This is a genomic window from Telluria sp. AIW5 (genome assembly GCF_056680575.1).
The window spans coordinates 4,332,908-4,351,270 of the sequence record NZ_CM155289.1 but is presented as its reverse complement, the minus strand read 5'-3'; the positions used below and the strand labels follow the sequence as shown (position 1 = coordinate 4,351,270).

The window sequence follows — 18,363 nt, the reverse complement described above, 5'->3', positions numbered from 1 at the left end:
CAGCCAGCTCCCGAAACCTCGCGCCGTGCACACGTGCGTTGAACGCGTGGGCGGCGCGAGCGCTGCGTCTGTTCAGCCCGTGCGGTGGAGCCGACCACCCTACGGCAGACGCAATCATCGCCGGAAGCGGACGTCCTCTGTGACGACTTTCGCGTCGCCCTTCGGCTTCTTGGGCTTCTTCGGTTTCTTGACCACCTGCCCGCTGGCATTCGTCTCCGGCACCCGGTGATCCGGCGCGAAGCCCGGTTCCTCGACGCGTTCCAGGCTCTGCCCGGTCAGTTGCTCGATCGCCGCCAGCTGGGCTACTTCGTCGGCGCAGACCAGCGAGACCGCTTCGCCGCTGGCCCCGGCGCGGCCGGTGCGGCCGGTACGGTGGACATAGTCTTCGGCCACGATCGGCAAATCGACATTCACCACCACCGGCAGGTCGTCGATGTCCAGCCCGCGCGCGGCGACGTCGGTCGCGACCAGGATATCCACTTCGCCGGCCTTGAAGCGCTCCAGCGCCCGCAGGCGCGCCGGTTGCGGCTTGTCGCCGTGGATCGAATCGGCGTTGATGCGTTTGGCCGCGAGCAGCTCCACCAGTTCGTCGACCCCACGCCGCGTCTTGACGAAGGCCAGCACCTGGCCCCAGGCGTGCTTCTTCAACAGGTGCAGGAACAGCTCGGGTTTGCGCTTCTTGTCGACCGGTACCGCCCACTGCTTGATCGCCTTGACCGTCGTGTTGCGCGGCGCGGTCTCGATGCTGAGCGGATCGTTCAGCAGCTTGGCGGCAAGCGCGCGGATCGGGTCGGAGAAGGTGGCCGAGAACAGCAGGGTCTGGCGCGCTGTCGGCAGGGCGGCGAACACCTGGTCGAGCTCGCGCGAAAAGCCGAGGTCGAGCATGCGGTCCGCTTCGTCCAGCACCAGCATCGTCACGCCGTTCAGCTTCAGGGCGTTCTGGCGCTGCAGGTCGAGCAGGCGGCCCGGCGTCGCCACCAGCAGGTCGACGCCTTTGCGCAGGCGCATCATCTGCGGGTTGATGCTGACGCCGCCATAGGCCACCATCGTGCGCAGCGGCAGGCCGGCGCCGTAGGACTTGAAGCTCGAGTGCACCTGTTCGGCCAGCTCGCGCGTGGGCACCAGCACCAGGGCCCGCGCCGAGTTGGGCGCAGCCTGGCCGCCTTCCATCGCCAGGCGCTGCAGCAAGGGCAGGGCGAAACCGGCCGTCTTGCCGGTGCCGGTCTGGGCGGCGGCCATGACGTCGCGCCCGGCCAGCACGGCGGGAATCGCCTGCGACTGGACCGGGGTCGGCGTGGTGTAGCCGAGTGTGGCGAGGGTGCGCGTGATCTGGTCGATCAAACCGAGCGAGGAAAACGACATGTCAACCTTGGGGCAAATGAACAGCCGACAGTTTACCTTGCACGGCGCCGGAGGGTGGACATTTCGATGCGCGCGTCGGCGCGCGGGCAGCGCAGGCCCATCCGCACGGCGGCCGGAAAAGTCCGGCGCCGGCTAGTAATCGATGAAGCAGACGATGGGCGTCGACGCGATCGGCTTGACCGGGTCCCGGGGCCCCTTGCAGGCGGCGGCGAGCAGGCAGGCAAGAGCGACGGCGCCGTAGCGCAGGGCACGCGATGGCATGGCGATTCCTCCTTCGCCTCCATGATAGCGAGGTTCGGCATCAAAGCGCGCGCCATTTCGTGCCCGGCGCCGTGCCGTTCCGCGTAGAAAGGCGCAGATGACATTGGCAATGAAATTGTAAAGGTGTGTTGCAACGAACAAAGATTTCCGAGAGAACCTGTTAAAGTCCGCACAACATCGCAATGAAAGGATCACCATGACATCCCCGCTCCGTTCCCTGTTTCTCGGCGCCGCACTGGCCGCTGCCGCCCTCCCTGCTTTCGCGCAGACCAACGTCAGCATCAGCGTCGGCCAGCCCGGCTTCTATGGCCGCGTCGACCTCGGCGACTTCGGTGCGCGTCCGGTCGTGTATGCGCAGCAGCCGGTGATCGTGCGCGAAGTGCGCCATGTGCGCAGCGAGCCGGTCTACCTGCGCGTGCCGCCCGGCCACCGCCAGCACTGGTCGCGCTATTGCGGCCGCTACGACGCCTGCGGCCGTCCGGTGATGTTCGTGCGCGACGACTGGTACACGAATACCTATGTGCCGCACTACCGCGCGCGTCACCATGGCTATCGCGACGTGCGTGAAGTACGCGAAGTGCGCGAAGTGCGTTACGAGGAGCGCCGCGACCGCCACGACCGCGACGATCGCGACGATCGCCACGGCCACGGCCACGGCGGCGGCCACGACAAGCACGGCAACGGCCACGGAAACGGCCACGGTCACGGCCATTGATGTGCGGCGCGGTCACGGCCGCGCCGCGTTTTTCCTCCGGGTGTACACTTGCCATGTAGCCAATAGCCGGCCGGGCCGGCGGCGCAACCAACGGAGGATGGCTTGCAAAGCGAAATCGTGATCGTAGGTGGAGGAGCGGGCGGACTGGAACTGGCCTGCAAACTGGGACGCAAGCTCGGGCCGGCGAAGGTCCTGCTGGTCGACACGAGGCTGTACCATATCTGGAAGCCCTCGCTGCACGAGGTGGCCGCCGGCACGCTCGATATCCACCAGGAGGGCCTCTCTTACCAGATGCTGGCCCACGATAACGGTTTCACCTTCATCTACGGTCCCATGACCGCGCTCGACCACGGGGCGCGGCGGATCACCGTCGGCGCGGTGCGCGCGCTTGATGGCGAAGACGTCCTGCCCGAGCGCCGCATCGATTACGGCTCGCTCGTCATCGCGGTCGGCAGCACGTCGAATTATTTCGGCGTGCCCGGCGCGCGCGAACACACGATTTCCCTGAATGCCACCGAGGACGCCGAGCGCTTCCGCCTGCGCCTGCTGCGCCTGATGGCGGTCGCCGAGCAGGCACGCGAGGAACGCAATGATGCCGATGCGGCGCTCGACATCGTCATCATCGGCGGCGGCGCGACCGGCGTCGAACTGGCGGCCGAACTGCGCGAAGCCTCGGGCGTGTACGCCACCTACGGTTTCTCGCGCCTGCAGGTCAAGCGCGACGTGCGCATCACCCTGCTCGAAGGCGCGCCGCGCATCCTCGCGCCGCTGCCGGAACGGGTCTCGAACGCGGCCCTGAAGCTGCTCGACGAGCGCGGCATCCGCGTGGTGAACAATTGCCGCGTCACGAACATCGAAGCGGAGCGGGTCGTCGACGCCGATGGCCATGTGTACCCGGCCAGCCTGTGCGTCTGGGCCGCCGGCATCCGCGCGCCTGAATTCCTGGGCACGCTCGGCCTGCCCGTCAACAAGGGCGGGCAGATCGAGGTCGACGGACAGTTGCGCGTGCAGGGTGTGCCCGGCGTGTATGCGCTGGGCGACTGCGCCGCCTGCATCGACGCTTCCGGCAAACCGGTGCCGCCGCGGGCGCAGGCCGCGCACCAGCAGGCCGACTACCTGCGCAAACGATTCGTGCGCGTCGCGGCCGGCAAGCCGGTGGACGAGAAGCCGTATCTGTATCGCGACTACGGCTCGCTGGTTTCGCTCGGCAAGACGACCAGCGTCGGCAGTTTGATGGGTTCCCTGAGCGGCGCCAGCTGGTTCGTCGAAGGCATGATCGGGCGCATGATGTACACCAGCCTGCACCTGATGCACCACCAGGCCGTGCTGGGCGCGATGCGGACCGGGGTGCTGGCGATCGCGCGCTTCCTGATTCGCAGGACGACGCCGCTCGTGAAGTTGCATTAACGGTAGGGTGTGCCGGGGCAAGTAAACGCGTGGGCATGCCCACCCTACGGTGCGCAGCGTCCGCGGCAGTAAAGTACCGTACGGGGTCATTGATGCCAATGCCATCAATGACGGATTCCCGGGCATGCCCACGCGTTTTACGTGCCGTAAAACACCCAAACGCCCGCGATGCTCACTCCCCCTGATGCTGCCTCGGCAAAATCATGGTCAACGCCGCCCCGCCGCCTTCCACCCCCGCCAGCGTCACACTCCCGCCCAGCGCCCGCGCCCGTTCGCGCAGCAGGCGCAGTCCATGGCAACGCAAGGATTCGGGACCCGGCGGCTGCGCCCGCCCCACGCCATCGTCGCGCACGGTCAGCATCAGCTGCTCGCCATCGTCGTCGAGGATCACGTCGACCGTAGCGGCGCGCCCGTGGTGCAGCGCATTGCGCAGCCCTTCCTCGGCGCAGCGCAGCAGCGCGACGCCCTGCGCACGCGGATAGGCGTCGTCGTCGTCGGGCAGGCTGACCCTGGCCGTGATGCCGTGCTCCTGCGAAAATTCCGCCACCAGCTCGGACAGCGCCGCCTTGATGCCCAAAAATTCCAGCTTGTCGTTCCAGAGAGACAGCTGCACCTTGCGGTTGGTCTCGATGATGCCGCCCAGCAGGCTCTTCATCTGGCCCGCACGCTCGACCGCCTTGGGGTCGCTCAAGCCCTTCGCGAGCAGGCCCAGGTGCATCGTCAGCGCCGTCATCGAGGAGCCCAGGCTGTCGTGGAGTTTGCGCGCGAGCAGGCGCCGCTCGTCGTCCCAGCAGCTCATCAGGTGGGCGACGAGCTCGGTCAGTGCGGCGGTGCGTTCGGCAACCAGCCGTTCCAGGTCCGGGTCTGGGTGTTGCGGGTCCGGTGCGGTCATCGTGGGCTCGGTTGAATGTTTCCCAAATCATACAACAGCTTCATACAGGAAGTGCGCACACTGGCGCATTGGCGTCCGCGCCTGCGTGCGCTGCCGTACAGTACGGCGCGCCATTTCGGACGATGCTGGAGGCCTGGATCACTTATTAAATAAACAAACCTTCAGGGAGCTCCCATGCCTAAAACCAATGGATCGATTGACGCCGTCGAACTGCTGACCCAGCAACACCGCGAGGTCAGGGAGATGTTCGATCGCTTCGAAAACATGACCGACCGCGCCAAGGTCAGCAAGAAGAAGCTGGCCGACGAGATCTGCAATGCGCTGATCATGCACACGACGATCGAGGAAGAGATCTTCTACCCGGCCACCCGCGAAGCGAGCGAAGAGACCGAAGACATGGTCGACGAGGCCGTGGTCGAGCACGCTTCGGCCAAGGACCTGATCGCCCAGATCATGGAAATGGACCCGGGCGACGACCTGTACGACGCCAAGGTCAAGGTGCTGGGCGAGCTGGTCGAGCACCACGTCAAGGAAGAAGAAGAGGAAATGTTCCCGAAGACGAAGGAACTGAAGCTGGACATGCAGGCGCTGGGCCAGGAAATGAAGTCACGCCAGCAAGAAATCGAAGCGGCGCAGTAAGCCGCACCGCCGGCCAGGCAGCCGCCAATAAAAAAACCGCACAGCGAACTGTGCGGTTTTTTTTATTGATGGCACTTAGCTCGTAGACGTCGGCAGCGGCGCCGGTTCGCCCAGCGCGCCGAGCAGCTGGGCAATATCCACCGGCTTGACCAGGTGCATGTCGAAACCCGCTTCCAGCACGCGGCGCTGGTCTTCGGCCAGGCCGTAGCCGGTGAGGGCGATCAGGCGCATGGCGCCCGTTGCCGGATTGGAACGCAGGCGGCGCGCCACTTCGTAGCCGTCGATGCCGGGCAGGCCGATGTCGACCAGGGCCACCTTCGGCAGGTGGGCGGTGGCCAGGGCCACGCCGTCCAGGCCGTCGGCCGACTGCAGCACCGGATAGCCATACACGTCGAGCATGGTCGCCATCATTTCGCGGCCGTCCTCGTTGTCTTCGATCAGCAGCACCGCCGGTTTGCCGCATGCCTCAGCCGATGGCGCCGCGTGCGGCGTCGCCTCGGCCGCGGGGGCCTGCGCGCGCGGCAGGCGGATGGTGAAGGCGCTGCCTTCGCTCGCCCCGCCGCTGGTGGCGCTGACGCTGCCGCCATGCAGCTCGACCAGGCGGCGCACCAGCGACAACCCGATACCCAGGCCGCCTTGTGCGCGGTCGAGGCTGATCGAACCCTGCACGAAGACGTCGAATACATGCGGCAGCAGCTCGGCGGAGATGCCGACGCCGGTGTCGCGCACAGTCAGCAGCACTTCATCGGCATCGAGGCCGAGCGTGATGTCGATCGTGCCGCCGGCCGGGGTGTACTTCAGGGCATTGTCGATCAGGTTGGTCGCGATCTGTTCCAGGCGGGTGGCGTCGCCGTCGACCCAGTTCGGCGCCAGGTCGACATTGATGCGGTAGCCGCCGGTGCGGCCGGTGGCGCGGAAGGTGTCGAGGCAGGCGCCGACCAGGCTGGCCATGTCCACGGGTTTCCGGGCCAGCAGGATCTTGCCCGACATCGCGCGCGACAGGTCGAGCAGGTCGTCGACGATGCGCGACAGGTGCTGGGTCTGGCGCTGGATGATCTGGCGGGCCCTGGACGCCATTTCGGCGTGCGCGCCCGGCATGTCGATCAGGGCGGCGGCGCTGGAAATGGCCGAGAGGGGATTGCGCAGCTCGTGCCCGAGCATGGCCAGGAACTCGTCCTTGGCATGGCTCTTGGCCTCGGCCGCCTGGCGGTCCTCGATCTCGCGCATCAGGCGTTCGTTGGTGCCGGTCAGTTCGAGCGTGCGCTGCGACAGCTTCTCGGTCTGGCGCCGCAGCTGCTCGTTCTTGTTGGCCAGGGCCACGAAGACCGAGACCTTGGCGTGCAGGATCTGCGGGATCACCGGCGTGAACAGGAAGTCGGCCGCGCCGCGCTGGTAAGCCTTCAGGCGGTCGATCTCGTCGGCCAGGAAGGCGGTCACGAAGATGATCGGGATATCGGCGGAGCGGGCGCGCTGGTGGATCGCCTCGGCCGTCTCGAAGCCGTCCATGCCGGGCATGTTGACGTCGAGGATGATGACGGCGAAATCGTGCAGCAGCACCTGGCGCAGCGCTTCCTGGCCGGAACGCGCGGACATGACGGTATAGCCGGTTTCCACGGCCCATTGGTCCAGCAGGCTGGAGAGGGCCAGCAGGCTGGCGGCATCGTCATTAACGACCAGAATCTTTGGTTTGTCGGTAGTTGGCACGTCGTTCCTGCTGCGTTCGTCGTAGTGGGCCAGAATCCTGCGGGATTGAAAGGATAGCAGAGCGTTTGTGTTTTCCAAAGTAAAGACACAATTCAGGCGCACGAATGATAGCACGGCAATTTCTGGTGTTTTAACGCAATCGTGCGCAGTGTTGCGTGTTCGCCAGCGCACATACCAAAAGGAGGCGTCGTGCGATAGTGGAAGCGCGTCCCCTCGACCGTATGAGGTCGAGGGACAGGCTGCTTACTTGAGAGGACAAAAATGAATATCAACACGATTGTTACCGAGCAGTTTCACGGCAAATCGCTGCGAGAACTGGTGGATGCGCCGCTGACGGCCCTGTGCGGCATTGGCGAGAACGAGGCAAAGGCGCTGCAGGATGCGTTCAATGTGAAGACGATCCGCGAGCTGGCCCAGCTCAAGATCGTCGCCCACGCCGTCGCGATCGAAATGATGGCGAGCGCCGAGCATCCGTCGGCCTCGGAAACGGCAAAGGAAACCCTGCTCGACGACGCGGTCGAGATGACCTTCCCGGCGAGCGACCCGATCTCGGTCGACTCCGGCATTACGCGCATCGAAGTCGCGCCGGAAAAGGTCGAGGCCTCGCGCGACCACCAGAACGCGTCGGCGATCGCCGTCCATAACAAGGAGGCCACCGGCCAGACCTGCGTGGGAACGAAGGAAACCGAGGCCAAGGATATCGGGTCGGCTTGATGCTCTGACTGTGGGGCGCCGAAGCAGGGCGCTTCAACAAGGAACGGCGCCTGCCCGCAGTAGTGTAGGCAGGCGCCGTTGTCGTTTGCGCGGTGGCGGCTGCCGTTGTCGATTGCGATGCGGTAAACGTAGGGTGGACTCCTGAGTCCACGGCCGTACGCATGCGTACCGGACAGCGACCGGAGGCCGTGGCTGTTGCGTCGCGAAAAAAGAGCGCGTCGGGAGCGGAGCGTGTCCGCGCAAGTGTGGCACTGATCGGGCGCCGTAACGCGTGGACTCGGGAGTCCACCCTACGGATCGCAATGATTCAAAGGATTTGACCGGGCGCGAACGCCCGTCCACCATGTTACCGGTGCGGGACCAGCTCGGGTACGGCTTGCTTGCTTGGCGTCTTGACCGCCATCTTCGGCGCGCTGCCGGTCGAGCAGTAGCGGTTCTTGCCGGCGCGCTTGGCTTCGTACAGGGCGTAGTCGGCGATGCTGATCAGGGCGTCGACCGATTCGGCGTCGTCCGGATAGATGCTGATGCCGATCGACGTCGACAGGCGCAGCGTCAGGTCGTTGATGAAGAAGGGCTCGCACAGCGCCTCGACCAGCTTGGCGGCCGGACCTTGCGCATCGGCCAGGTTGTGGATGTCGCCCAGCACGACCATGAATTCATCGCCGCCCAGGCGCGCGACCGTGTCTTCCTTGCGCGAGGTGGACAGCAGGCGCTGCGAGACCATTTTCAGGATCTCGTCGCCATAGGCGTGGCCGTAGGTATCGTTGATCGCCTTGAAGCCGTCCAGGTCCAGGTACATGATCGCGGCCTTGGCATGGCTGCGGTTCGCGTGCTGCAGGGCGGTTTCGATACGGTCTTCCAGCAGGCGCCGGTTCGGCAGGCCGGTGAGGGCGTCGTGCAGGGCGAGTTCCTGCTGGGCGCGGCTGTACTGGGCCAGCTCTTTATAGAGCAGGCGTACTTCGAGCATGTTGTGGATGCGCTTGTGCACTTCCAGCAGGTCGAAGGGTTTGCTGATGAAGTCGCGCGCGCCCGCTTCCAGGGCGGCGATCTTGAAACTCGGCTGGGCGGTCAGGGCCAGTACCGGCAGGTAGCCGCCTTTTTCGATTTCCTTCAGGCTTTTCATCACTTGGAAACCGTTCAGGCCTGGCATTTGCAGGTCGAGCAGAATGAGGTCGTAGTTATGCTCGCGATGCAGCGGACAGACCTGCTCCGGCTCCATGGTCGAGCTGACGTTGGCGTAGCCCTCCTCGCGCAATATCTCTTCCATCAATTCGATATTGTCCGGGGAATCGTCCACGACCAGGATCTTGGCGTTCAAAATTTCTTGTCTGCTCGGCATGCTTGTTCTCGTCGAAATAGGTACTGGAAGGAAACTCATTTCACTGCAGAAATCCAACTTTCCCACTCCACGTAGTCTAACTCAGGCCAAAGAATTTCTTGTAGGACAGCGCCGCGTCCGATAGTAGGAACTTCAAGTGCGCTTTCTGGCCGCCGTCATGCGCACCAGCGAAGCGACCGCCTCGATCAATTCGCTCGGTTCGACCGGCTTTGAAATGTGCGAGCTGAAGCCCGCTTCCAGTGCCCGCAAACGGTCTTCGGAACGGGCAAACGCGGTCAGGGCGACGGCCGGCAGCAGCCCGCCGCGGTCGCGCGGCAGGGCGCGTACCCACGACAATAACTCGAAACCATCGACTTCGGGCATGCCGAGGTCGCTGATCAGGAGGTTGGGCATGTCGGCCTGCAGGGCGGCGAAGGCTTCGCGCGCGCTGGCGGCGATGCGCACCCTGGCGTTGCAGTCGGTCAGGATGCGCGCGATCAGTTCGCGCGCGTCGCGGTCATCGTCGACAACGAGCACCGACACGCCGGTCAGGTCGCGCGCCGTCAGGTCGGGCGCGGCCGGCGGCGGGTTGCCCTGGGTGCCGATAATCAGGGGGTTGCGGCGGGCCGGCCGTGCGGCCGCCTGGGCCACCGGCAGTTCGAACGAGAAGCTCGCGCCGAGCCCTTCGCCCTGGCTGTCCGCGCGCACGGTGCCGCCGTGCTGCTCGATCAGGTGCTTGACGATGGCGAGACCCAGGCCGAGGCCGCCGTGGCGGCGCGTCATCGAGGCGTCGGCCTGGCGGAAGCGCTCGAACACGTGGGTGATGAATTCGGGGCGGATGCCCGAACCCGTGTCGCGCACGGTCACCACCACCGAGCCGTCGCGCCGGCCGAGTTCGACCGTCACCAGGCCATCGCGCGGGGTGAACTTGATCGCGTTCGACAGCAAATTCCACACCACCTGCTGCAGGCGCGCCGGGTCGCCGGCGATCATGCCGGCGTCGGGCTCGTAGCGTTTCTCGATCCGGATGTTCTTGGCGTCGGCCGCCGGGCGCACGGTTTCGATGGCGGCGTCAAGGAAGCCTTGCGGATTGAGCGTCTGCATGTCGAGCAATACCTTGCCCGAAGTGATGCGGCTCATGTCGAGCAGGTCTTCGATCAGCTGGGCCTGGGCGCGCGCGTTGCGCTCGATCGTCTGCAGGCCGCGCTGCAGATCGTTTTCGTCCTTGCCGCCGCGGCGCAGCACCTGGGCCCAGCCGAGGATGGCCGAGAGCGGGGTACGCAGCTCGTGCGACAGGGTGGCGAGGAATTCGTCCTTCATCTGGCTCGAGCGTTCGGCTTCGGCACGCGCCTCGCGCTCGCTTTCCAGCAAAACCTTGCGCTCCTCGGCCGCCTGCTGGGCCGCTTCGTAGAGGCGCGTATTGTCGAGCGCCACTGCCGCCTGGGCGGCGATGCCGCGCACGATGCGTTCGGTGCGCTCGGTGAACACACCCGGCTCCGGATGCCCGAAGAACATGGTTCCCAATACTTCGCCCGAACCGGCCGTGACCGGCACCGCGAGGTAGCTGCGCACCGTCGGCTGGCCCGACAGCAGGCTGAATTGCGTCGGGGTAGGGCCGTAGCGCGGATCGTCGAGGATGTCGCTGGAACGAACGACGCCGGAGCCGCGGAAACTCGGCCCGAACAGGGTGCTGGCCTGGGGCTCGCCGAAGCTCTGGAATTCGTTGGCGGTGCCGCCGGTCACTGTGTACAGCGAGAACCTGGGCCCTTCGCTTTCCTTGCCGTGATAGAAGAAGGCGCCGAAGCGCGCGCCGGCGATGCCGCTCGCGGCGTCGGTCGCCACTTGCAGCAGCGAACGCAGGTCGCGCGTGGAGGCCAGCGCGCCGCCGGTGCTGTTGAGCAGTTCCAGCACTTTCGATTCTTCGCGCAGGGCCTGCTCGACGCGCTTGACCTGGTCGACGTCGGTATTCGTGCCGAACCAGCGCACGACCTGGCCGTTGCGGTCGCGTACCGCGTTCACCCGGGTCAGGAACCAGCGGTACTGGCCGTCGGCGCCGCGGATCGGGAATTCCATCTCGAAGGGTTCGCCGCTGCGAATCGAGGCGTGCCAGTGTTCCAGCATGGCGGGCAGGGCGTCCGGCTCGACCGTGTCTTGCCAGCCCCAGCCGGTAGCGCTGTCGGGCGTGGTGCCGCTGTACTCGTACCAGCGCTCGTTGAACCAGACGATCGCGCCGTCGGCGCGCGCCATCCAGGCCAGTTGCGGAATCGTGTTGGCCAGCGTGCGCAGCACTTCCTCGCTCTGGCGCAGGCTGTCCTCGGCGTTCTTGCGCGAGGAAACGTCCTGCATCACGCCGGTCATGCCGGTGACGCTGTCGCGCAGGGCCGGATTGGCGTAGTCGGCACGCCCGACCAGGGCGATCCAGCGCGCCTGGCCGCCATCGGGCAGCAGCCGGCATTCGATGTTCAGGTCGGTATGCGTCGAAAACGCATGCAGCACTTCGCGCCGCACGCGCTCGCGGTCGGGCTCGTCGATGCGCGCACGCACGTCGAGCCAGGCATGCGGCACATCCGGCGCCAGGCCCAGGATCTCGGCGGCGCGCGTGCCCAGGCTGATGCGGTCGCCGGCGGCGTCCCAGCGCCAGTCGCCCAGGCGCCCGGCGGCAAGCGCGACCTGCAGCCGGCTGTTGCCGTCCATCAGGGCCTGCTGGTCGGCGCGGCGCCGGGTGACGTCATGGAAGTACAGGGTCAGCCCGTCGGGCGAGGGGTACATACGCGCCTCGATCCAGACGGCAAGGCGCGGATAGAAGAATTCGCGGCTGCCGGTCTGGCGCGAGCTCATCGCACGCTCCAGTTCGGCGGCCAGGTTGCTGCCTGTGAGTTCCTCGAACTCGTCCCACAGGCGTTTTCCCAGCAAGCCTTCGCGCGTCTTGTTCAGGGGTGCCAGCAGTTGCAGGGCGCGGCCATTGACATAGGTGATGCGCCAGTCGAAGTCGACCGCGCAGAAGGCGTCGGTCAGGCTTTCCAGCATGTTTTCCATGCGGGCATTTGCCTGGCGCAGGGCTTCCTTGGCGGCCGTCAGCTCGGCTTCGGCCTGGCGGCGCGCGTCCAGCACCTTGCTCGCGCTGCGCAGCGCCGCCGCACGCATCGTTTCGAGGTCGTCGCGGTTTTCGCTCACGCGGGGCCTCCGGGCTGCGTCCGGCCGCGTGCCGGCGCCGCGCCGGCGGCACGGGAACGGAAACGGCAATGGCGTGGCTCAAGAGGGATCATGGAAGACTGGACGTTTGGCTGGATGCAAATGGGGGCAGTTGCGGTATGCGCGCAGGCGCGCCTGCGCGCCGCACCAGGCCATTCTAGCCCGGCCGCGCCGTTTCGCTGCACACGCGTGAGCGGCACTCAGGCGCCCGCCCGCAGCTGGCTCGCCACTTGTCCGAGCGCGTCCTGCAGCTGGTCGAGCTCATACGGCTTTTGCAGCGACTGGTAGGGGAAGTCGAGATGGCGCAGCAGCATGTCGCCATAACCCGAGGCGAAGATCACTTTCAGGTGCGGGTAGCGCGTCAGGGACTGGCGCGCCAGGTCGACGCCGGACATGCCGGGCAGGCTGACATCGGTAAACAGCACGTGATAGTGGCGCGCGGCCAGGTGCGTCAACGCATCGTCCGGATGGGCAACGCCATCGGCCTCGTAGCCAAAGGCCTTGAGCATCTCGCACACCAGGTACTGGGAATCGAGGTTGTCTTCGACCACCAGGATGCTGAGGGTGCCCGGTTCCTCGGCCGCCGGCGGCTGCGCCTGCGTGGCCGCGCCCAGGGCGCAGAGTACGCCGCCGGCGCCACCATTCGAAGCGCCGATCGGCGTGAAATACAGGTCGAAGCGCTCGCCGCCGCCGCCGAAATTGACGCTGGCCGCCGGGACGCAGGCCGCTTCGCCGCGCTGCGCACGCGCCAGCGCGTCGCCGGCCGCCGCGAACGGTGGCGGCAGCACGGCGGGAACGGAACCGCCCGGCACGCGGCTGAATCCGGCGCCGGCCAGCAGGCCATAGGCCTCGTTGCACAGCACGACCGGCTGCTCGCCCCAGGCCAGCAACATCGGCAGCGGCGTGTTGAACATCAGGTCGGCGGCCAGGCGCAGCGGCTGCGGCCAGCGGGTGGGATGGCCGAGCGCGCTGGCGCTCCAGTCGTAGGACGAGGCGGTGCGGGCGGAATTACCGGAAGCGGACATGGGAAACGGCCTGTTGTGTATTCAAAAACATGGCCGAATCGTACACTAAATGATTGCCGGTCGTCGGCGCGCAGGTGTACAGGGCGCCGTCATGCGAGGCTGCGGCCCTTCGCACAGGCGATGGCGTCTTCCAGCCGATCGTTGCCCCAAAACATCTCTTCGCCGACGAAGAAGGTCGGCGCCCCGAAGATGCCGCGCGCCGACCCGAGCTCGGTCCGTGCTCGCAGGCGCAGCTTGTTGTCGGGCGCGAGGGCGGCGGCCAGCAGGGCATCCGGATCCGGCACCAGGCCGGTCAAGGCCTCACGCACGGCCGCCGCATCGTCGATCTCGCGGTCCTCGACCCAGTTCTGTTGCATCACGTTCCTGACGAACTCGCCCATCCAATCTTCCTGCGCACCGAGGGTGGCGACGCGCATGGGCAGCAGGGCAGTGCGCGGGAACGCGCTCGGGCGGCGCCAGGGCAGGCCATATTTTGCCGCTTCGCGCTCCATGTCGCGCCACATGTAGCGGCCCTTGGCGGCTTGCAATACGAAAGGGGAGGTGCTCCAGCCGAGTTCGCGGAACACCGGACCGAGCAGGAAAGGGCGCCAGAGCACGGCGACGCCGGCGGCGCGCGCCAGGTCCTCGATGCGCATCGCGGAGAGGTAACTGTAGTTGCTGCCGAACTCGAACCAGAACTCGATGGCCGCAGGGGCCGCTTCACGCTGTGTCATCGCAGTCTCTCCCTTGCTCTCTTCGTGGCTAAACAATGATAACAAAGCAAGTTCGTTTGCGCGGGCAAAAAAAAGCCCGCTCGGTTGGAGCGGGCTGAATCTATTTCCGAGGAGGAGATAGAGGAGACAGGAAGAATTATGCTGCGATGCAATACCGATGACCAATTTAGATTTCTAATGACCGTCATTGATGTTGCATATGGCTGGTGCATATGTGCACGGAAGATCGCACTCGCTTGGTGCATTGGAGAAAATGTTTTAACATCGCATATGTCACGAAACAATTCAGCGCCTTGCAATACCGGCACGCCGAACATCGCATGCCCGCACTGGCCCGATTGCCCGCGCCGCGATGTCATGAGCTCGATGCCCGTGGCAGGCGGCGCGCGTGGCGGGCCGCGAGGCCCTCGGCGGCATTGCCCGGTTAGGATGGGCATGCCGAACCTGGCGAACCGGGTGTGCGCCAGGCGTTCGAGCGCTTCACCCATGAGCGCGACCTGCAAACTTAACCCCGGCCAATGATTCGACACCGCTTTCCGCCTACCCCGCAGCTGTCGTCCTCCGCGCGCATGCGCCGGCTGGCCGTCGGCCGCCTGGCCGGCTGGTCGCTGGCCTGGGCGGCGGCCCTGTTGGCCGGCGCCGCCGCGGTGCCGGCGCCGGCCCATGCGGAAAGCGAATCGAGCCAGGCGCTCGAGCGCCGCGTGAAAGCCGCCTTCCTGTACAAGTTTCTCGGCTATGCCGATTTTCCGGCGTCGGCGTTTGCCGACGCCGCGTCGCCGGTGACGATCGGCGTGGTCGGCTCCGACGAGATGGCGGCCGAGCTGGCGCGCGTCGTGGCCGGGCGCCAGGTACGCGGACGGCAAATCGTCGTGCGCACGCTGCGCGAAGGCGATCCGGCCCAGGTCCACCTGCTGTTCGTCGCCGGCAGCGACAGCGCGCACACGGCGCGCATCCTGCGCGCCGCATTGTCGGCAAGCCCGGCGGCCCTGCTGCCGGTCACCGAGTGCGACTCCGGCCTGCAATACGGCAGCGTCATCAATTTCAGGATTATCGAGGAGCGGGTGCGGTTCGACGTCTCGCTCGACTCGGCAGAGAGGAATAACGTGAAACTCAGTTCGCGCCTGCTTACGGTCGCCAACCGCGTGGTAAAGGGAACCAGCTGATGCAATCCCGCCAGGCTTCCCACGACGGCGGTTCCGTCCGCAGCAAACTGATCAAGATGGCGGTCTTCACGACGCTGGCGGCATTGCTGTCGGCCTCGATCGCCATGCTCCTGCTCGACCTGCGCACCTTCCAGCGCTACTGGGTCGACGACCTGACCACGCAAGCCGACATCATGGCCAGCGTCACCGCGCCGGCCCTGTCCTTCAACGATGCCGCGACCGCCCAGCAGCAGCTGGCCGTGCTGCGCGCGCGTCCGCAAATCCTGGCCGGCGCGCTGTATGCCAATACCGGCGCCCGCTTCGCCACCTATGCCAAGGCCGGCACCGAGCAGGCGCTGCCGCCGCGCCCGCAGCCGGCGGGCTACCGCATCGAACACGGCGAGCTCGAGGTCTGGCACAACATTGTCGAGAACGGCGAGGCGGTGGGCACGGTCTACCTGCGCTCGCGCTATGGCCTGCTCGACCGCCTGCTGAACTATGGCGCGATCCTCGGCGGCGTGATGCTCGGCGCGCTGGTGATCGCGGCCCTCGTTGCCTCGCGCCTGCAGGCGGCCATTACCCGGCCCCTGGAAGCGGTGACCAACGTCGCGCGCCAGGTGATGCAGCAGCGCGACTTCACGCTGCGCGTGCCGGGCAATAACAGCGGCGAGATCGGCGTGCTGGTCGAAGCCTTCAACGACATGCTGGCCGAGATCGGCCGCCGCGCCGACGCCCTGCAGACGGCCAACCGCACCCTCGAGCACGAAATGGACGTGCGCCAGAAGGCCGAAGAAGCGCTGATCGTGGCCGACCGGCGCAAGGACGAATTCCTGGCGACCCTGGCGCACGAACTGCGCAATCCGCTGGCGCCGATCCGCACCGGCCTCGACATCCTGCGCATCCGCAGCGGCGACGCCCAGGCGACCCAGCGCGCGACCGACATCATGGAACGCCAGCTGCGCCAGATGGTGCGCCTGGTGGACGATTTGCTGGACGTCTCGCGCATCAATACCGGCAAGTTCGCGATCAAGATGGGCCGCGTCGAACTGAAGGCGGTCGTCAACGACGCCATGGAAGTGGTGCGCTCCTACATCGAGCTGCACGGCCATGAGCTGGCGATCGACTTGCCGGACCGTCCCGTGTTCCTGCACGGCGACGCCACGCGCCTGGCGCAGATCCTGTCGAACCTGCTCAACAACGCCGCCAAGTACACCAACCGCGGCGGACGCGTCACCCTGTCCGCCCATGTGGAAGACAAGACCCTGGTGCTGGACGTGAGCGACACCGGCATCGGCCTGGCGCCGGACATGCTGGACTCGGTATTCGAGATGTTCGTGCAGGTCGATTCGACCCTCGAGCGCACGAATGCAGGCCTGGGCGTGGGCCTGTCGCTGGCGCGCAAACTGGTCGAGCTGCATGGCGGCACGATCGCCGCTTCCAGCGAAGGCCTGGGGCGCGGCAGCCGGTTTACCGTGCGCCTGCCGATCGTGGTCGAGCCGGAACTGCCGACCAAGCCGACCCCGGCCGCCTTCATCAGCACCGAGACCTACCGCATCCTGCTGGCGGACGACAACGTCGACTTCGTCAACAGCATCGGCGCCCTGCTGACCGCGATGGGGCACAGCGTCGTGATTACCCACAACGGCCCGGACGCGCTGGCAGCCGCGGCGCGCTTCTGCCCGGACTATGCCTTCCTGGATATCGGCCTGCCGCAGATGTCGGGCTACGACCTGGCGCGCGGCATCCGCAAGCTCAGCTGCGGCCCGATGACGGTGCTGATCGCCGTCACCGGCTGGGGCCAGGAAAAGGACCGCCAGCTCGCCTTCGAGGCCGGCTTCGACCATCACATGGTGAAGCCGGTGCGCTTCGAGCAGATCGAGGAAATCCTGGGCAACCGCACCATCATCAAGAAGCTGCGTACCTGAGGCGGTGGCAGGGCAGGGCAGCTTGGCTGCCGGCCCTGCGGGGCGCCGGCGGAAATGTGAGGCGGAAAAGAAAAATGGCTCAGAATCGCTTCTGAGCCATTTTCTTTGAAACTAGTGGTGCGGCTGGCAGGAATCGAACCCACGACCCCTTGGTTCGTAGCCAAGTACTCTATCCAGCTGAGCTACAGCCGCCCGAAGCACGCATTATAGCGGGGCATGGCCAAAAAGGGAAGTGCCCTGCCAGCGCCGGCAAACAGGCGTAGGGTAGGCGGCTCGGCCCCGGAAGGTGCGTGCCCGATGCCGGTGCGCCGCCCACGCGTTCAACAGGCAGCGAAGCAGCCGCGCGGCCAGGCGAACGCTGCTTGAGCGCGTGGGCCGCGCACCCGCTGGCGCTGTTCATGCACCATGGTCGAGCCGCCCACCCTACGAGCGTGTGAAAAAATCGCCATGGCTGCGTTGCATCGTCTCGCCGTACCCACGTACTGTCTTCGACGATGCGTCGGGCGGCCGCATCCCTTGCCCTGACAATTTTTTCACGCGCTCTACGATAGGTCGGCAGCTTCGCGAAGGTGCGGCCCACAACGAAAAAGGCCAGATCTCGCGATCTGGCCTTCATATTCGTGGTGCGGCTGGCAGGAATCGAACCCACGACCCCTTGGTTCGTAGCCAAGTACTCTATCCAGCTGAGCTACAGCCGCCCGAGCACGCATTATAGCCGGACATTGGCAGAATGGGAAGGGCCGCGCCAGCCCCGGCAAGCAGGCCGTAGGGTGGGCTCCGCCCGCGAAGGTGCGTGCCCGAAGCAGGTGCGCCGCCCGCGCGTTCAACAGGCGGGAAGGCAGCCGCGTCGCCATGCGGGCGCCTTCGCGAACGCGCAGCCCAAACGAAAAAGGCCAGATCTCGCGATCTGGCCTTCGTATTCGTGGTGCGGCTGGCAGGAATCGAACCCACGACCCCTTGGTTCGTAGCCAAGTACTCTATCCAGCTGAGCTACAGCCGCCCGAAGCACGCATTATAGCCGCACATTGGCAGAATGGGAAGGGTCCTGCCAGCCCCGCAAACAGGCCGTAGCGTGGGCGGCTCGGCCCCGGAAGGTACGTGCCCGACGCCGGTGCGCCGCCCACGCGTTCAACAGGCAGCGAAGCAGCCGCGCGGCCATGCAAGTATGTCGGCACTTCCCGAATGCGCAGCCCAAACGAAAAAGGCCAGATCTCGCGATCTGGCCTTCATATTCGTGGTGCGGCTGGCAGGAATCGAACCCACGACCCCTTGGTTCGTAGCCAAGTACTCTATCCAGCTGAGCTACAGCCGCCCGTGAGACGCATTATAGCAGCGGCGTCGGCATTGCGGAAGT

General features: G+C 66.1%; 14 protein-coding genes and 4 tRNA genes. 6 read left to right on the top strand and 12 right to left on the bottom strand.

What is annotated here, in order from left to right:
- Positions 1 to 114: 114 nt before the first annotated feature.
- Both AC1MEM_RS19205 and AC1MEM_RS19200 read right to left on the bottom strand, forming a co-directional pair.
- On the bottom strand, positions 115 to 1,362 hold the full coding sequence (locus AC1MEM_RS19205) for a DEAD/DEAH box helicase (RefSeq protein ID WP_499473203.1): 1,248 nt from the start codon (positions 1,360 to 1,362) through the stop codon (positions 115 to 117).
- A gap of 132 nt (positions 1,363 to 1,494) precedes the next feature.
- Positions 1,495 to 1,623, bottom strand: a complete 129-nt coding sequence (locus AC1MEM_RS19200) for a hypothetical protein (protein ID WP_499473201.1) — start codon at positions 1,621 to 1,623, stop codon at positions 1,495 to 1,497.
- A 196-nt stretch (positions 1,624 to 1,819) separates the two neighbouring features.
- Here AC1MEM_RS19200 and AC1MEM_RS19195 point away from each other — a divergent pair, with 196 nt between their 5' ends.
- Both AC1MEM_RS19195 and AC1MEM_RS19190 read left to right on the top strand, forming a co-directional pair.
- Positions 1,820 to 2,338, top strand: a complete 519-nt coding sequence (locus tag AC1MEM_RS19195; protein ID WP_499473199.1) for a hypothetical protein — start codon at positions 1,820 to 1,822, stop codon at positions 2,336 to 2,338.
- Positions 2,339 to 2,440: 102 nt separating this feature from the next.
- Complete coding sequence (locus tag AC1MEM_RS19190) at positions 2,441 to 3,745, top strand: NAD(P)/FAD-dependent oxidoreductase (protein ID WP_499473197.1); 1,305 nt, start codon at positions 2,441 to 2,443, stop codon at positions 3,743 to 3,745.
- Between the two features lie 172 nt (positions 3,746 to 3,917).
- Here AC1MEM_RS19190 and AC1MEM_RS19185 read toward each other — a convergent pair whose 3' ends face one another.
- Positions 3,918 to 4,637: a sensor histidine kinase gene (locus AC1MEM_RS19185; RefSeq protein ID WP_499473195.1), complete on the bottom strand. Its 720-nt coding sequence runs from the start codon at positions 4,635 to 4,637 to the stop codon at positions 3,918 to 3,920.
- Between the two features lie 174 nt (positions 4,638 to 4,811).
- On the opposite strand from AC1MEM_RS19185, the gene AC1MEM_RS19180 reads away from it, so the two are divergent.
- The gene (locus tag AC1MEM_RS19180; RefSeq protein ID WP_499473193.1) at positions 4,812 to 5,276 is read left to right on the top strand and encodes a hemerythrin domain-containing protein; all 465 of its coding nucleotides are present in this window, start codon (positions 4,812 to 4,814) and stop codon (positions 5,274 to 5,276) included.
- A 75-nt stretch (positions 5,277 to 5,351) separates the two neighbouring features.
- On the opposite strand, the gene AC1MEM_RS19175 is transcribed toward AC1MEM_RS19180, so the two are convergent.
- The gene (locus tag AC1MEM_RS19175) at positions 5,352 to 6,980 is read right to left on the bottom strand and encodes a response regulator (protein WP_499473191.1); all 1,629 of its coding nucleotides are present in this window, start codon (positions 6,978 to 6,980) and stop codon (positions 5,352 to 5,354) included.
- Positions 6,981 to 7,241: 261 nt separating this feature from the next.
- On the opposite strand from AC1MEM_RS19175, the gene AC1MEM_RS19170 reads away from it, so the two are divergent.
- Positions 7,242 to 7,694 (top strand): hypothetical protein, encoded by a 453-nt coding sequence (locus AC1MEM_RS19170; RefSeq protein ID WP_499473189.1) that lies wholly within the window; start codon positions 7,242 to 7,244, stop codon positions 7,692 to 7,694.
- Positions 7,695 to 8,040: 346 nt separating this feature from the next.
- Here AC1MEM_RS19170 and AC1MEM_RS19165 read toward each other — a convergent pair whose 3' ends face one another.
- The 4 genes from AC1MEM_RS19165 to AC1MEM_RS19150 all read right to left on the bottom strand — a co-directional run bounded on the left by AC1MEM_RS19165 (position 8,041) and on the right by AC1MEM_RS19150 (position 13,942).
- Positions 8,041 to 9,033 (bottom strand): response regulator, encoded by a 993-nt coding sequence (locus tag AC1MEM_RS19165; protein ID WP_499473187.1) that lies wholly within the window; start codon positions 9,031 to 9,033, stop codon positions 8,041 to 8,043.
- Positions 9,034 to 9,165: 132 nt separating this feature from the next.
- Complete coding sequence (locus AC1MEM_RS19160) at positions 9,166 to 12,186, bottom strand: PAS domain-containing hybrid sensor histidine kinase/response regulator (RefSeq protein WP_499473185.1); 3,021 nt, start codon at positions 12,184 to 12,186, stop codon at positions 9,166 to 9,168.
- 218 nt (positions 12,187 to 12,404) lie between these two features.
- Positions 12,405 to 13,229: a response regulator gene (locus AC1MEM_RS19155; protein ID WP_499473183.1), complete on the bottom strand. Its 825-nt coding sequence runs from the start codon at positions 13,227 to 13,229 to the stop codon at positions 12,405 to 12,407.
- Positions 13,230 to 13,318: 89 nt separating this feature from the next.
- Entirely contained in the window at positions 13,319 to 13,942 is a 624-nt protein-coding gene (locus tag AC1MEM_RS19150; protein WP_499473181.1) for a 2-hydroxychromene-2-carboxylate isomerase, read from the bottom strand.
- A 518-nt stretch (positions 13,943 to 14,460) separates the two neighbouring features.
- Between AC1MEM_RS19150 and AC1MEM_RS19145 the strand changes: the two genes are divergently transcribed.
- Together AC1MEM_RS19145 and AC1MEM_RS19140 are read left to right on the top strand one after the other, a co-directional pair.
- Positions 14,461 to 15,105: a TOL_0243 family YfiR-like periplasmic protein gene (locus tag AC1MEM_RS19145; protein ID WP_499473179.1), complete on the top strand. Its 645-nt coding sequence runs from the start codon at positions 14,461 to 14,463 to the stop codon at positions 15,103 to 15,105.
- Entirely contained in the window at positions 15,105 to 17,009 is a 1,905-nt protein-coding gene (locus tag AC1MEM_RS19140) for a sensor histidine kinase, YfiR-like protein-associated (protein ID WP_499473177.1), read from the top strand. The genes AC1MEM_RS19145 and AC1MEM_RS19140 overlap by 1 nt, the downstream gene beginning before the upstream one ends.
- Before the next feature lie 115 nt (positions 17,010 to 17,124).
- Here the strand turns inward: AC1MEM_RS19140 and AC1MEM_RS19135 are convergent.
- From AC1MEM_RS19135 to AC1MEM_RS19120, 4 genes are all read right to left on the bottom strand, one after another.
- Positions 17,125 to 17,201: transfer RNA gene (locus AC1MEM_RS19135), tRNA-Arg, on the bottom strand.
- A gap of 429 nt (positions 17,202 to 17,630) precedes the next feature.
- Positions 17,631 to 17,707: transfer RNA gene (locus AC1MEM_RS19130), tRNA-Arg, on the bottom strand.
- 225 nt (positions 17,708 to 17,932) lie between these two features.
- A tRNA-Arg gene (locus AC1MEM_RS19125) sits at positions 17,933 to 18,009 on the bottom strand.
- Positions 18,010 to 18,244: 235 nt separating this feature from the next.
- A tRNA-Arg gene (locus AC1MEM_RS19120) sits at positions 18,245 to 18,321 on the bottom strand.
- Between the last annotated feature and the right edge of the window lie 42 nt (positions 18,322 to 18,363).